This is a genomic window from Microbacterium sediminis, from assembly GCF_004564075.1.
Taxonomy (GTDB): Bacteria; Actinomycetota; Actinomycetes; order Actinomycetales; family Microbacteriaceae; genus Microbacterium; species Microbacterium sediminis.
Genome location: NZ_CP038256.1, coordinates 1227251 through 1241691, shown reverse-complemented (window position 1 = coordinate 1241691; position 14441 = coordinate 1227251). Strand labels below are relative to the sequence as shown.

At 70.1% G+C, this 14441-nt stretch carries 16 protein-coding genes; 5 read left to right on the top strand and 11 right to left on the bottom strand.

Going from position 1 to position 14441, the window contains the following annotated elements; all coding sequences use genetic code 11:
• The first annotated feature begins 8 nt into the window (after positions 1–8).
• Both E3O41_RS05915 and E3O41_RS05910 read left to right on the top strand, forming a co-directional pair.
• A complete protein-coding gene (locus E3O41_RS05915) occupies positions 9–1754 on the top strand; it encodes a nuclease-related domain-containing DEAD/DEAH box helicase (protein WP_158231508.1) in 1746 nt (581 codons plus the stop codon).
• Positions 1755–2394: 640 nt separating this feature from the next.
• Positions 2395–2781 (top strand): DoxX family protein, encoded by a 387-nt coding sequence (locus E3O41_RS05910; RefSeq protein WP_240482228.1) that lies wholly within the window; start codon positions 2395–2397, stop codon positions 2779–2781.
• Here E3O41_RS05910 and E3O41_RS05905 read toward each other — a convergent pair whose 3' ends face one another.
• Complete coding sequence (locus E3O41_RS05905) at positions 2782–3117, bottom strand: TraR/DksA family transcriptional regulator (RefSeq protein ID WP_067022855.1); 336 nt, start codon at positions 3115–3117, stop codon at positions 2782–2784. It abuts the gene before it with no gap.
• Between the two features lie 53 nt (positions 3118–3170).
• Here E3O41_RS05905 and E3O41_RS05900 point away from each other — a divergent pair, with 53 nt between their 5' ends.
• Entirely contained in the window at positions 3171–4013 is an 843-nt protein-coding gene (locus E3O41_RS05900; protein ID WP_067022852.1) for a DUF72 domain-containing protein, read from the top strand.
• Between the two features lie 149 nt (positions 4014–4162).
• Here the strand turns inward: E3O41_RS05900 and E3O41_RS05895 are convergent, their stop codons facing one another.
• Both E3O41_RS05895 and E3O41_RS05890 read right to left on the bottom strand, forming a co-directional pair.
• Positions 4163–5266 carry an NAD(P)-dependent alcohol dehydrogenase gene (locus E3O41_RS05895; protein WP_067022849.1) on the bottom strand — a complete coding sequence of 368 codons (1104 nt, stop codon included), beginning with the start codon at positions 5264–5266 and terminating at the stop codon, positions 4163–4165.
• 166 nt (positions 5267–5432) lie between these two features.
• On the bottom strand, positions 5433–5876 hold the full coding sequence (locus tag E3O41_RS05890; RefSeq protein ID WP_067022846.1) for a hypothetical protein: 444 nt from the start codon (positions 5874–5876) through the stop codon (positions 5433–5435).
• Positions 5877–6002: 126 nt separating this feature from the next.
• Between E3O41_RS05890 and E3O41_RS05885 the strand changes: the two genes are divergently transcribed.
• Positions 6003–6266, top strand: coding sequence for a type II toxin-antitoxin system Phd/YefM family antitoxin (locus tag E3O41_RS05885; RefSeq protein ID WP_067022843.1), 264 nt, complete (start codon positions 6003–6005; stop codon positions 6264–6266).
• Between the two features lie 4 nt (positions 6267–6270).
• A complete protein-coding gene (locus E3O41_RS05880; protein WP_067022840.1) occupies positions 6271–6663 on the top strand; it encodes a type II toxin-antitoxin system VapC family toxin in 393 nt (130 codons plus the stop codon).
• Position 6664: 1 nt separating this feature from the next.
• Here the strand turns inward: E3O41_RS05880 and E3O41_RS05875 are convergent, their stop codons facing one another.
• The 8 genes from E3O41_RS05875 to ilvN form a co-directional block, all read right to left on the bottom strand.
• Positions 6665–7429: an amino acid ABC transporter ATP-binding protein gene (locus E3O41_RS05875; RefSeq protein WP_135012158.1), complete on the bottom strand. Its 765-nt coding sequence runs from the start codon at positions 7427–7429 to the stop codon at positions 6665–6667.
• Positions 7426–8280 (bottom strand): amino acid ABC transporter permease, encoded by an 855-nt coding sequence (locus E3O41_RS05870; RefSeq protein WP_067022835.1) that lies wholly within the window; start codon positions 8278–8280, stop codon positions 7426–7428. The genes E3O41_RS05875 and E3O41_RS05870 overlap by 4 nt, the downstream gene beginning before the upstream one ends.
• A gap of 1 nt (position 8281) precedes the next feature.
• Positions 8282–9175: an ABC transporter substrate-binding protein gene (locus E3O41_RS05865; protein ID WP_067022832.1), complete on the bottom strand. Its 894-nt coding sequence runs from the start codon at positions 9173–9175 to the stop codon at positions 8282–8284.
• Between the two features lie 23 nt (positions 9176–9198).
• Entirely contained in the window at positions 9199–10311 is a 1113-nt protein-coding gene (menC, locus tag E3O41_RS05860) for an o-succinylbenzoate synthase (RefSeq protein WP_067022828.1), read from the bottom strand.
• Entirely contained in the window at positions 10308–11060 is a 753-nt protein-coding gene (locus E3O41_RS05855) for a hypothetical protein (RefSeq protein ID WP_067022825.1), read from the bottom strand. Before E3O41_RS05855 ends, menC begins: the two co-directional genes overlap by 4 nt.
• 590 nt (positions 11061–11650) lie before the next feature.
• The gene (locus tag E3O41_RS05850) at positions 11651–12565 is read right to left on the bottom strand and encodes an ABC transporter substrate-binding protein (protein ID WP_067022822.1); all 915 of its coding nucleotides are present in this window, start codon (positions 12563–12565) and stop codon (positions 11651–11653) included.
• Positions 12566–12778: 213 nt separating this feature from the next.
• Positions 12779–13804 (bottom strand): ketol-acid reductoisomerase, encoded by a 1026-nt coding sequence (gene ilvC, locus E3O41_RS05845; RefSeq protein WP_135012156.1) that lies wholly within the window; start codon positions 13802–13804, stop codon positions 12779–12781.
• A 127-nt stretch (positions 13805–13931) separates the two neighbouring features.
• Positions 13932–14441 (bottom strand): acetolactate synthase small subunit, encoded by a 510-nt coding sequence (gene ilvN / locus E3O41_RS05840; RefSeq protein WP_067022816.1) that lies wholly within the window; start codon positions 14439–14441, stop codon positions 13932–13934.

Here is a 14441-nt window from a genome sequence, read left to right as displayed (position 1 = left end):
GCTCTCGCATGGCTCGCATGATCCCCGCTCGTCCGCGATCCGGGGCGAACGGGTCCGAGCGTCGCGTGTTCGACGCGTTCGCGGGCGCACGCGGGATCGACGACTGGGTCGTCATCCACGGGCTGCAGATCCGGCGGCACGTAGGGCAGTTCCAGGGCGAGGCCGACTTCATCGTCATCGTCCCCGGGCACGGCATGGTGGTGATCGAGGCGAAGAGCCCCGAGTACGTGGAGTACCGCGACGGGGAGTGGACCCTCGACCGCGTGCCGAACCCGGGCAAGAGCCCGTTCGACCAGGTCGACGGCGCCGTGCGGAGCCTGCGCGGCTTCCTGAAGTCGCGCGAGCTGCTCGCGGGATCCGAGCCGATCGCGCGGCTCGTGTGGTTCACGTCGCTCGGGCGCCACCTGTTCGAGAACCGATCCCCCGGCGACATGCAGTTCTTCGAGTGGGAGCTGGCGTTCCGCGACGACCTGCGCGATCCCGTCGCGCTGGTCGAGCACGTGCTTGCCGAGCACGACGCCTGGTATGCGGCCGTGGAGGGCGTGGATCACGATCCGAGCGTCATGACTCCTGAGCACTCGGACGCGATCGCTCGCGCGCTGGTCGGCGACTTCGCCGGCGGGCGCACCGCCGCCGATCGGAAGCTCGAGCGGCGCGACGACGAGGAGAAGCTGCTGAAGTCGCAGCGGGTGCTCCTCGACGCCGTCGCGCGCAACAGCCGCCTCTGCTTCGAAGGCCCTGCCGGCACCGGCAAGAGCTACCTGCTCACCTCGCTCGCGAAGACCTGGGCCGCCGAGGGCGCGCGCACGCTGCTCACGTGCTGGAACCTGCTCATGGCCGACGAGCTCGTCGCGGCCGGGCGCCACCGGCCGACGCTCGAGGCGATGAGCCTCAACGCGCTCTTGCTCCGGATCGCCGGCGTCGAGAAGAACCCGGACGACGCCCCGCGCGGCTGGTACGAGCAGGAGCTGCCGCGGCTCGCGCTCGAGCGGCTCCGGGCCGACCCCTCGCTCGGCGGCTACGACGCCATCTGCATCGACGAGTTCCAGGACGTCGCGGGCTTCCCCGACGTCGTCGCTCTGCTGCGGGAGCTCGCCGAGCCGTCCGCCGCCTCCGCGCCTGCTCGCGTCGCGGTCGCCGCCGATCCGCGCCAGCAGATCCTGCGCCCCGCGGAGACGCATGCGGATCCGTGGGCGGTCGCCTCGGAGTCGTTCCCTGGCATGGTGCACGTCGCGATGCGGCAGAGCGTGCGGCAGGTGCGTGCTCTCTCGTCGGCGGCCGAGGAGCTGCTCGGGCGGCGCTTCGGCTACACGGGGCACCGGCTCGTCTCGAACGACGTGGGCGGCATGCGCGTGGATCGCGTCGGCGACTCCCCCACCTCGGCGCTGGCCGGCGCCCTGCGCGACCTGCTGCAGCAGCACCCGGCCCATGACATCGTGGTGCTCAGCCCTTTCGGCGAGCGCCGGTCGCTCGTCGGCCGGATGCTCGCGAGCCCGCACTTCACGAAGGACGAGAAGTGGCTGCGCGCACAGTTGCGCCACGTCGGCGACACCCCGGATGACGCGCGCCCGAAGGGCGCGGTGCGCTGGGGATCCATCGGCAAGTTCAAGGGGCTCGACGCCGAGGCCGTCATCCTCACCGACATCGGCGACGACGGCCTGGCCTTCGCGAAGGAGACCGGCCTGCCCTGGTTCGACCTGCTCTACGTCGGCCTCACGCGCGCGAAGTACCGGTGCGTGGTGCTGCCGAACTGACGACCGTCCGGCCAGTGACGCTGGCCGTCTCTGTTCCGCGTCGCCCTCTCGGCGCCGGTTGATGCGCGCCGACAGGCTGGAGCGCACCTGCGAACCGAGTTCACCCGCTCGGTCGAGCGTCTCTTCTCCGAAGCCCTTCACGACACCAAGTCCCCCCGACACCTGCGCGAACGCCTTGTCTTTCGTCTCCGCGGCTGCCTCGGTCCAGCGCCTCGCCTGCCACGAGGTCGCGCTCGCGCCGATACCGAGCCGCTCGTGGAAATCGGAGACTCCCGCCGCGACCTGATTGCTCGCGTTCACGACTTCGCGGGCGGGCCTCGGGTGAAACAGGACCTTCGCGTTCGCCGTCTGGGCCGCGGCATCCATCCGCGCGAGCAGCTGCGCGGTGCTGCGCGCGATGAGCTCCAGGCGGTTCTGACGCGCGACCCTCAGCCCGACACGGTGCTTGTCCAGCTCGGCAGGCGACGCCTCGAGCACACGATCCAGCTCAAGGACCGCGATCGCGTCGTGCAGCTGGAAGCACCGCGCGATCACCACGAGCCACTCCTGCACGGTGGCCTGCGCCGCTTTCGCAGCGTCGGCGAGCTCTCCCATGCCCTTGCGCTCGAGCTTGCCGGCGATCGCGCGTACCCTCAACCCCATGACCGCCCTCCGCCACATCGCCCGCGTCGCGCTCGGGACGGCGCTGATCGGGGCCGGGGTGTCGCACCTCACGGTCGCGCGCGAGGAGTTCCGGGCGCAGGTGCCGGAGTTCGTGCCGCTCGATCCCGACACCACCGTCGTGATCTCCGGCGTGAAGGAGGTCCTGCTGGGCACGCTCCTGGTATTCGCGCGGAAGCGGCGCGGGCTGGTCGGGTGGCTGGCGGCGCTGTTCTTCGTGGTGATCTTCCCCGGCAACATCGCGCAGTGGGTGCATCAGCGCGACGGGTTCGGGCTCGACACCGACGAGAAGCGGTTCGTGCGGCTGTTCTTCCAGCCGGTGCTCGTCGCGTGGGCGCTGTGGTCCACGCGCGGCGGCAAGCGCTGATCACGCCGCGCAGTCCACGCACCGCACCGCGGTCGGGCGCACCGCGAGCCGCTCGACGGGGATCACCCGCCCGCACACCTCACAGCGCCCGTCCCAGCCCGCGTCCACGCGGGCCAGGGCCACGTCGATCTCCGCGAGCTCCGCGCGGGCCGCGGCGGCCAGGCCCGTGAGGCGCGACCACTCGTCGGCGAGCGTGGCGCCCTCGGGGTCGTGCTCGTCGTCGGCGGTCGAGTCGCCGCGGGCTTCGCTCAGGCGGGCCAGGTCGGCCTCGCGGGCGGCCAGCGCCTGCGCGGCGCGCGATCGTGCCTGCGTCAGCAGCTCCCGTAGCGACTCCATTCCCCAACGGTAGGGGGTTGATCCAGGTCGCGGCCGCTGGTTGCGTGCCAGGCATGACGGGTGACGTGCGCGTGGGGATCTCGGGTTGGCGATACGCCAACTGGCGCGGCGACTTCTACCCCACCGGGCTCCCCCAGCGGCTCGAGCTCGCGTACGCGGCCGAGCGGATGAACTCGGTCGAGCTGAACGGATCGTTCTACTCCCTGCAGCGGCCGGAGAGCTACCGGCGCTGGCGCGACGCCGTGCCCGACGACTTCGTGTTCGCGGTGAAGGGATCGCGCTACATCACCCACATGCTGCGGCTGCGCGACGTCGACACCGCGCTGGCCAACTTCCTCGCCTCGGGCGTGCTCGCGCTGGGGCCGAAGCTCGGGCCGATCCTGTGGCAGCTGCCCGAGCGACAGGCGTTCGATCCCGAGGCGCTCGACGCGTTCCTGCGCCTACTCCCCCGCACCACCGGCGAGGCGCTCGAGCGGGCGCGGCAGCACGATGAGCGCCTCGAGGGCCGGGCGTGGCTGGAGATCGAGGAGGACGTGCCGATCCGTCACGCCCTCGAGCCGCGCTCGCGCAGCTTCGAGGACCCGGCGCTGCCCGAGCTGCTGCGCCGGCACGGCGTCGCGCTCACCGTGGCCGACACCGCCGGGCTGTGGCCGGCGTTCGGCGAGGTCACCGCCGACTTCGTGTACATGCGCCTGCACGGCGCCACGGCGCTGTACATGAGCGGCTACACGCCCGACGAGCTCGAGGCGTGGGCCGCGCGCATTGTGGCCTGGGCCGATGGATCGGGCACGTTCGACGGCCGCCCGCGCGACGTGTATGTCTACTTCGACAACGACGGCCAGGGCCACGCCCCGCACGACGCCGTCGCGCTGGCCGGCCGCCTCACGCGCGCGTGATCGGCGCTCCCGAGTGTGATCGTGCCGCGCCCGGCCGCTCGGACGGCACGACGGCACTCGCCAGGCGCCGCACCGGCACGTACTCACTCCGAAACGCGAAACGGCCCCCGGCCTGGAAAGGCGCGGGAGCCGGTTCGGCGTGGCAGCGGTCAGGGCATCACGAGGACGGCCTTGACCGTCGCGCCCGACTGGGTGTCGGCGATCGCCTGCTCCATCTGCTCGAACGGGTAGGTGGTGATCAGCTCGTCGAACGGGAACCGACCGGCCTGGTGCAGCGCGATCAGCTCGGGGATGAAGTTCTGCGGGATCGCGTCGCCCTCGATCGCGCCGACGAGCGTCTTGCCCGAGGCGGCCACGAGGCCGAGGTCGATCGTCGAGCCCGGCTTCGGCACGCCCACGAGCGCGATCTTCGCGCCGAAGGCGGTGGCGTTGATCAGCTGGGCGATCACCGGAGCCACACCGGTGGTGTCGACGGCGTACGGGGCGCCGCCGCCGGTGATCTCGAGAATGCGGGCGGTGGTGTCCTCGTCCTTGCCGTTGATGAGGTGCGTGGCTCCGAGGCGCTTTGCGAACTCGAGGCGCTCGGGGATCACGTCGACGGCGATGATCGTCGTCGCGCCGGCAACCTTGGCGCCCATGATCGCCGACAGGCCCACGGCACCGGTGCCGGCCACGACGATCGTCGAGCCGGCGGGCACGTCGAGCGAGTTCAGCACGGTGCCGGCGCCGGTCTGGATGCCGCAGCCGAGCGGGCCGGCCAGTTCGACCGGGATGCCCTCGGGCAGCTTGACGACGTTCTTGGCGGCGGCGATCGCGTGGGTGGCGAACGACGACTGGCCGAAGAAGTTGCCGTGCACGGCGGTGCCGTCCGCGGCGGCGAGGGTGGTGGTGCCGTCCTCGCGCACGCCGCCGAAGTTCAGCGGCATGAACTCGAGGCAGTACGCCTCGCGCCCGGCGAGGCAGTTGCGGCAGTGACCGCAGGCGGCGTACGACAGGCCGACCGCGTCGCCGACCTCGAAGCCCTGCACCGCCGAGCCGACCTGCTCCACGATGCCCGCGCCCTCGTGGCCGAGCACGAACGGGAAGGCGCCCGGGATGTGGCCGTGCTGCACGGCGAGGTCGGTGTGACACAGGCCGGTCGCGACGATCTTCACCAGCACCTCATCGGGCTTGAGGTCGGCGAGGGTGAGGTCTTCGAAGCGGAACGGCTCGTCAACACCGTGGAGCACGGCAGCACGAACGGAGGTGGTCATCTCAAATCCTTTCAGTGCATACAGGTGGATGCACCATCCACGCTACGCCTGCCCGAGAGGACGAGATCAGATTTCGTCGAACTCTGCGCCGAAGCCGACACAACCTGCGCGGCTCAGCGCACGTCGAGACAGCCGAGCGGACCGGCAGCGGACTGAAGAGTTCCTGCTACTCGGCCGAGACAAGGCGCGCACCACTGCGGGAGAGGTGAAACTGCGCACGGAGCGGAAGGCCGAGGTTGCTCGCCGCGTCCGCGATGGCTGTGATCCAGCGGCGCGTGTCCGCATCGAGCATCGACCCACCGGACCGCTCCCACACCACGACGAGCTCTGTGGCGCCGATCATCGAGAGCAGGGAACCCATGCGCTCCACGATCAGTTCGGATATCGGGACCGCGCCGAGATCGGGGGCGTCGCTTAACTCGTCGGGATCGGCGGGGAGGAAGTCGATGGGCATGAGCGGATCGATCACTCGGCTGCGGTGATCGAGGAACAGGAACCAGGCACACTCGGCGGAGGCATCACCTAGCAGCCGCGTGATGAGCAGCTCGAGGGCCTCGTCGGTACGGGCTTCGAAAGAACGGGGATCGGTGATCTGCGTGGACGCTGTCATCCCTCCACGCTGTTGGCGTCGGCAGCCTGGTGCGCGATGTTCTCCGGATCTGTGGACAGTTTCGTCGCGGTACGAGGTTGTGAGCGACCACTGAGGAGATCGGGCGTATGTTCTACAATGAAGCACATGAACGAAGTGGGCATCCGAGAGCTGAAGCAGAATGCGTCGGCGGTGGTCGCTCGGGTAGCGGAGGGTGAGACGTTGACGGTCACCGATCGGCGCCGCCCCGTCGCGCAGCTCATTCCTCTGGGTGGAGGTCGTCTCTCCCAGCTGGTTGCATCCGGTCAGGCTCGGCCGGCGAAGCGTCCCCTCGGGGAGCTCGGAGTACCCACCGTCGGCGGCGACCTCACCTCACCGCTTCGTGCCATGCGCGACGACGAGAGGTACTGATCGCGTGGCCGTGTACGTCGACACCTCGGCCCTGGTGAAGCTCGTTGTCCGCGAGCCCGAGTCCGATGCACTCGTCGCGTGGGCTGCCACCGAGGCCGCGCAGGCTGTGAGCGCGGACCTCGCGCGCACCGAGCTGGTGAGGGCCGTGCGCCGCAGCAACCCGGAGCAGGCAGAGCGGGCGCGCGATGTGCTCGACAGCGTGACGCTGCTCGCACTGACGCCGGAGATCCTCGAATCAGCGGGGCGTATCGAACCGCGGGGGCTGCGCAGTCTGGACGCGGTTCATCTCGCAGCCGCGCTGGCCCTGGGGGATGATCTCGACGCGATCGTCACGTACGACGAGCGGCTCGCCGAGGCGGCACGATCGCACGGCGTGCACGTGCTCGCGCCGGAGTGACTCAGCGCACCTTGCCCAGGAACTCTTGCGTGCGCGGGTGCTGTGGACGCTCGATCACGTCGCGCGCGGCGCCCTCCTCGACAACCACGCCGCCGTCCATGAACACCACGCGGTCGGCCACGTCGCGGGCGAAGCCCATCTCATGGGTGACGACGATCATCGTCATGCCCTCGTCGGCCAGCTCGCGCATCACGTCGAGCACCTCGCCCACCAGCTCGGGGTCGAGCGCCGAGGTCGCCTCGTCGAAGAGCATCAGCTGCGGCTTCATCGCGAGCGCGCGGGCGATCGCCACGCGCTGCTGCTGGCCGCCCGACAGCTCGTGCGGGTAGGCGTCGAGGCGGTGCGCCAGGCCCACGCGCGTGAGCAGCTGGCGGGCCTCCGCCTGCGCCTGGGCCTTCGGCACGCCGAGCACGCCGACGGGGCCCTCCATCACGTTCTCGGTGGCCGTCATGTGGCCGAACAGGTTGAAGCGCTGGAAGACCATGCCGATCTTCTCGCGGCGGGCGGCGACCTCCTTCTCGCGCAGCTCGTAGAGCTTGCCGTTGTGCTCGCGGTAGCCCACGAGATCGCCGGCCACGCGCAGCTCTCCCCCGTCGATGCGCTCGAGGTGGTTGATGCAGCGCAGGAACGTGGACTTGCCGGAGCCCGACGGCCCGATCAGGCACACGACCTCGCCCGGGGCGACGGCCAGCGTGATGCCCTTGAGCACCTCGTTGTCGCCGAACTGCTTGCGGACGTCGACGGCCTCGACGAGCGGAGCGTTCATCGGGTCCTCCCCGGCAGGATGCGCTTCAGGATGTCGCCGACGCTGGAGGCGTCGCTCACCGAGCTGTAGTGGAACCGCTGCTCGAGGAAGTACTGGCCGATGCTGAACACGGTGGTCAGGATCAGGTACCAGATCGAGACCGTCAGCAGCAGCTCGACGACGAGCAGGTTGTTGGAGTAGATCTTCACGGCCGACAGCAGCAGCTCGCCGTACTGGATCGAGTACGCCAGCGACGAGGTCTTCAGCATGTTGATGAACTCGTTGCCGGTGGGCGGCACGATCACCCGCATCGCCTGCGGCAGCACGATCCGGCGCATGGTGCGGCCCGGACGCATGCCGATCGCCTTGGCCGCCTCGATCTGACCCTGGTCGATCGACCCGATGCCGGCTCGGACGATCTCGGCCATGTACGCGCCCTCGTTGATGCCGAGACCGAGCAGGGCGGCGAGGAACGGCGTCATGAGCGTGTTCGTGTCCATGCCGAACACCTCGGGGAACACGAGCGAGAGGTTGTACCAGAGCAGCAGCTGCACGAGCACGGGCGTGCCGCGGAACAGCCACACGTAGCCGCCGGCCACCCAGCGGGCGACGGGATTCGCCGAGAGCCGCATCACCGCCGCGACCACGCCGAGAACGATGCCCAGCGCCTGCGCGGCCACGCTGATCACCAGGGTGCCGACCATGCCCTCGAGGATCGTGTCGACGGTGAGGAAGCGCAGCGTCTGGCCGTACTGGATGTCGGCCTGCGAGAAGGCGTAGATGACGGCGCCGAGCAGGGCGAGCACCACGGCGCCGGTGATCCAGCGACCGTAGTGCCGGACCGGCACCGTGGTGATCGTCCGCTGCGCCATGTCAGCCGCCGTTGATCGTGGCTTCGTCGACGGCGCCGAGCGGGGTCTGGTACTCCTCGATCAGCTTGTCGTAGTCGCCCGAGTCGATCACGGCCTGGATCGCCTGCTGCAGCGCGTCGCGCAGCTCGGTGTCGTCCTTGCTCACGCCGATGCCGAGCGGGCCGGCCTGCACCTGGTCGCCGACGACCTCGAAGTCCTCGCCGCCGCCCGAGGTGCGGGCGTTGTACGTGGCCACCGGGTAGTCCTGCATGCCGGCCACGGCGCGGCCGTTCTTCACCTGCAGCATCGCCTCGGTCTCGCGATCGAACGAGAGGATCTCGATCGGCTCCTGACCCTCGGCCTCGCACGTGGCCGACTGGTCCTGGGCGTAGCCCTCCTGCGTGGTACCGCGCTGCACGGCGATCGTCAGGCCGCACAGGTCGGCGAAGCTCTGCAGCCCCTCCGGGTTGCCCTTCTGCACGAGCAGCATGGCGCCGGCGATGTAGTAGTCGACGAAGTCGATCTCCTGCTGGCGCTCCGGGGTGTCGCTCATACCCGACATGATCATGTCGATGCGGTCCGACTTCAGCTGCGTGATGAGGCTGTCGAAGACGATGTTGTGCCACTCGAACGTCACGCCGAGCTGCTCGCTCATGAGGTCGGTGAGCTCCTTGTCGAAGCCCAGCACCGTCTCGCCGTCCTCGTCGTAGTACTCCATCGGCGCGTAGGCGATGTCGCCGCCCACGACGATCTTGCCGGCGTCCTTGATGTCCTGCGGGAGCGCGTCGTACAGCGGCGCCTCGGTGTCGGGCCCGGCGTCGTCGGAGCCGGTGGACGCGCAGCCGGCCAGGCCGAGCGCGGCGATCGCACCCGTGGCCGTCACCGCGATCACGCGGCGGAGGGAGGAGTTTCGCATGTGAGTGCTTTCTGTCGGGTGGGTCAGGACACGGGGATCGTGGTGGTCGAGACGGTGAAGGCCGCCAGCGCCTCCGGGATCGGGTCGACGCCGATTCCGGGGCCCGTCGGGACGGTGAGGTGCCCGTCCTCGAGCACGAACGGGGCGGTGATGTCTTCGGCGAAGTATCGGTTCGAGGCCGACGTGTCGCCGGGGAGCACGAACCCCGGGAGCGCGGCCAGCGCGACGTTCGCCGCGCGACCGAGACCGCACTCCAGCATGCCACCGCACCAGACCGGGATGCCATTCGCCTCGGCGATGTCGTGGATCCGCCGCGCCTCGAGGTAGCCACCCACGCGCGACGGCTTGATGTTGATGACCTCGCACGCGCCCAGCGCGATCGCCGCGGCGGCGTCGCGCGCCGACTCGATCGACTCGTCCAGGCACACCGGCGTCGAGATCCGCTTCTGCAGCTCGGCGTGGCCGAGCAGGTCGTCCTCGGGCAGCGGCTGCTCCATGAGCAGCAGGTCGAATGCGTCGAGCTTGGCCAGGTGCCGCGCGTCGCGCAGCGTGTAGGCCGTGTTGGCGTCGACCTGCAGCAGGAGATCGTCGCCGAACGTCTCGCGCACCACCCGCACCGGCTCGATGTCCCAGCCTGGCTCGATCTTCAGCTTGATCCGCTGGTAGCCCTGATCGATGTACGTACGCACGTTGTCGAGGAGCTCGGGGATCGAATCGAAGATCCCGACCGAAACGCCGGCGGGCACGCGCGTCTTCGTCGCACCGAGGTAGCGGCCGAACGACATGTCGGCGGTGCGCAGCTCGGCGTCGAGCAGGGCGGTCTCGATCACGTGCTTGGCCATGCGGTGGCCCTTCACGGGCTCGAGCGCGTCGCGCACGACGCCCGCGCTCAGGCCCTCGCCGAGCGCGAGCAGACGCGGCACGAGCTGCGTGCGCAGCACCCATTCGGCGCCCTCGAGGTACTCCGAGCTGTAGAGCGGGTCCTCCTCGGCGCCGCACTCGGCCCAGCCGACGGCGTCGTCGGTCTCGAGCCGCAGCACGAACGTCTCCTTGACGTGCGACGTGCCGAACGACGTGCGGAACGGCACCACGAGCGGGATGCGCAGGTGATGGACGGTGAGGTCGCGGATCTTCATGCGCTCGCCTTCAGCAGGTAGTGGCCGGATCGGGAGAAGTGCGTGGCCCGGGCGCCGGCCTCGAACAGCGGCAGCATCTGCGCGCGCACCTGGCGGCGCCAGGCGACGGCGGCGTCGCGATCACGCTCGCGGAGCGCGTCGATGTCGCGGGGCACGCCGATCCACGTGCCGTGTGCGTCGTCGATCGGCACGTCGCCGAGGGCGGGTGCGTCGAGGTCCGGCTCGATCGGGTCGCGCGGAGCGGCGTCGAGGATCCAGGAGGCGACGAGCCGGTCGCTGTCGTCGCCGCGGTTGATCGCGTCGATCATCTCGCCGTAGAACGACGGCGTGTATGCCACCGCCACGGCGCCGAGCTTGACGAGGTTGAACCGGGCGTTGCGCGACATGAGCGGATCGAACGTCCAGCGGATCTCGCGGATGTCGCGATCCAGGCACCAGGTGCGCTGGTGCTGCTTGATGGTGTAGCCGATGCCGCGATCGGTGTGGCCGGGGGCCGCGGCGGCGATGAGGCCGTAGGCGACGCCCGGCACATCGCGCACGAGCACGCCGGCGCCGAGCAGCACGCCGCGCTCGTCGCGGACAGCGGTGACGAGGCCGCCGGCGTGCACGAGGCTGCGCATCGTGTCGCTGTGCATGGGCGCGCCCTCGGGGGTGCGGCCCCACACCGACTCCAGGAGCGCCGAGACCTCGCGCAGCGGCTCGATCGCGCGCGCCTCCTCGAGCACGAGGTCGGCGGAGGGCGCGTTCACAGGATCATCCTAGGTCGCCGGTGACGCCGCGCTGAACGCCGCGTGAACGGCGCGCCCGGGCGTGTTTGCTCGCGCTCCCTCGACTCGCGCTTGCGGCGGGTTTGCGGCCTGGGCCTCGACTCCGCGCCGCGGCGGGTTTGCGGCCCGCGGCCTCGACTCCGCGCCTGCGGCGCTCCGCTCGACCCGTCTCGGCTCCGCGCTTCGCGCTCCGCTCGACGAGCCGTGGTGGGTTGCGGGCGTCGAGCGGATGAAAGGGCGTGAGTGGCACGGGCTCGTCGACCGAGCGAAGCGAGCGGAGACGAGGGCCCCTGGAGTCGGAGGCTCCGCGCGTCGCGAATGCGACGTGTGGAGGGACGACAGGGCCGAGCGAGCGAAGCGAGTCGAGACCGGGGCCCATACGCGGGCGGTTTGCGGCCCGCGGTCTCGACTCCGCGCCTGCGGCGCTCCGCTCGACCCGTCTCGGCTCCGCGCTGCGCGCTCCGCTCGACGAGCCGTGGTGGGTTACGGCTCGTCGACCGAGCGAAGCGAGCGGAGACGGGTCGAGCGGAGCCGCGAAGCGGCGGAGTCGAGACCGCAGGCCGAAAGCCGACTCAGCCGGCGTTGATCGTGGCTTCCTCGACCGCGCCGAGGGGCGTGTCGTACTTCTCGAGGAGCTCGGCGTACTCGCCGTTGTCGATGATCGCCTGCACGGCCTGCTGCAGCGCGTCGCGCAGCTCGGTGTCGTCCTTGCTCACACCGATGCCCATCGGGCCGGCCTGCACCTGATCGCCGACGACCTCGAAGTCCTCGCCGCCGCCCGAGGTCTGTGCGTTGTACGCCGCGACCGGGTAGTCCTGGATGCCGGCGACCGCGCGGCCGTTCTTGATCTGCAGCATCGCCTCGGTCTCGCGATCGAACGAGAGGATCTCGATCGGCTCGTCGCCGGCGGCCTCGCACGCGGCCGACTGCTCCTGCGCGTAGCTCTCCTGGGCGGTGCCGCGCTGCAGCGCGATCGTCTGACCGCAGAGCTCCTCCACGCCGGTGAGGCCCTCGGGGTTGCCCTTCTTCGTGAGCAGCACGAGGCCCGACTGGTAGTAGTCGATCAGGTCGATCTCGGCCTGACGCTCGGCGGTGTCGGTGAAGCCCGACACGATGATGTCGATGCGCTCCGACTTCAGCTGCGTGATCAGCCCGTCGAACGTCACCTGGGTCCACTCGAACGGCACGCCGAGCTGGGTCTGCAGCAGGTCGGTGAGCTCCTTGTCGAGGCCGAGCACGGTCTCGCCGTCGACGTCGTAGTACTCCATCGGCGCGTATCCGATGTCGGCGCCCACGACGATCGCGCCGGCGTCCTTGATGTCCTGCGGCAGCGCGTCGTACAGCGGCGCCTCGGTGTCGACGGCGGCCTCCTCGGGAGCGCTCGAGGAGCAGCCCGCGAGGGCGAGGGTCGCGGCGGCCGCGGCAGCGGTGGCGACGAGCGCGCGACGGATGATCGGGGTACGGAGCAGCGGTGCATTCACGGACATCGATCCTAGGAAACCCCGCCTGACCGGACTCTGACCGCACACGCAGACGACCCCCGCGCCTTGTGAGCGCGGGGGCCGAGTCTGGGGTGGCCTGGTTTCGACTCCGCGGCTGCGCCGCTTCGCTCAACCCGTCTCCGCTGCGCGCCCTGCGGGCGCTCCGGTCGACGAGCCGTGAAGGGTTGCGGCCCGGCGTCGAGGTGAACCGGTGCGGGCTCAGCGCGCGGCGGTGCCCTCGACGTAGTCGTCGTCGCTGTTCTTCCACGAGAACAGGGCGCGCAGCTCCTTGCCGGTGGCCTCGATCGGGTGCGACTCCTCCTTGGCGCGGAGGGCCTGGAACTCCGGCGCGCCGGCGTCCTGGTCGTCGATGAAGCGCTTCGCGAACGCGCCCGACTGGATGTCGGCGAGGACGTCCTTCATGCGCTGCTTCGTGTCCGCGTCGATGACGCGGGGGCCCGAGACGTAGTCGCCGAACTCGGCCGTGTCGCTGATCGACCAGCGCTGCTTGGCGATGCCGCCCTCCCACATGAGGTCGACGATGAGCTTGAGCTCGTGCAGCACCTCGAAGTAGGCGATCTGCGGCTGGTAGCCGGCCTCGGTCAGCACCTCGAAGCCCGCCTGCACGAGGTGGCTCATGCCACCGCACAGCACGGCCTGCTCGCCGAAGAGGTCGGTCTCGGTCTCCTCGGTGAAGGTCGTCTTGATGACGCCGGCGCGGGTGCCGCCGATCGCCTTCGCGTACGAGAGGGCGACGTCCCAGGCCTGGCCCGACGCGTCGTTCTCGACGGCGATGATGTCGGGGATGCCGCGGCCGGCGACGAACTCGCGGCGCACCGTGTGGCCCGGGGCCTTGGGGGCGATGAGGATCACGTCGACGTCGCTGGGCGCCTGGATGTAGCCGAAGCGGATGTTGAAGCCGTGCGCGAAGGCGAGGGTCTTGCCCGCGGCGAGCTTCGGGGCGATGCCCTCGGCGTAGATCGTGCGCTGGTGCTGGTCGGGCGCGAGGATCATGATGAGGTCGGCCCACTCGGTCGCGTGGGCCACCGACTTGACCTCGAAGCCGTCCTCCTGCGCCTTCTGGGTCGACTTCGAGCCCTCCTTGAGCGCGATGACGACCTCGACGCCCGAGTCGCGAAGGTTCTGCGCGTGGGCGTGGCCCTGCGAGCCGTACCCGACGATCGCGACCTTCTTGCTCTGGATGATCGACAGGTCGGCGTCGGCGTCGTAGAGGATCTCGGTCACTGGGTTCTCCTTGTTGTTGCGGGGTCTGTATGTGGCTGTGGCTTGCGGGCGCGGTCTCGACTCGCTTCGCTCGCTCGACCCGTCTCCGCTGCGGCGCTTCGCGCCTCCGGTCGACGAGCCCTGCGGGCTAGCCGCGCATCACGCGCTCGGTGATCGACTTGCCGCCGCGGCCCAGGGCGAGCAGGCCCGACTGGGCGAGCTCCTTGATGCCGAACGGCTCGACGGCCTTGAGGAAGGCCTGCACCTTGCCCTGGTCGCCGGTCACCTCGATGATCAGCGCGTCGGTGGCGTAGTCGACCACGCGCGCACGGAACAGGTTGACGACCTCGATCACGTTGGAGCGCGAGGCGTTGTCGGCCTTCACCTTCACGAGCATGTGCTCGCGCTGCACCGACGTGGCGGGGTCGAGCTCGACGATCTTGATGACGTTGATGAGCTTGTTCAGCTGCTTCGTCACCTGCTCCAGCGGCAGATCGTCGACGTCCACGACCACCGTGATGCGCGACAGGCCCGGGACCTCGGTCACGCCCACGGCGAGCGAGTTGATGTTGAAGCCGCGGCGGGCGAACAGGCCCGCGACGCGGGTGAGCAGACCGGGACGGTCCTCGACGAGGAGGCTCAGCACATGCGTCGACAT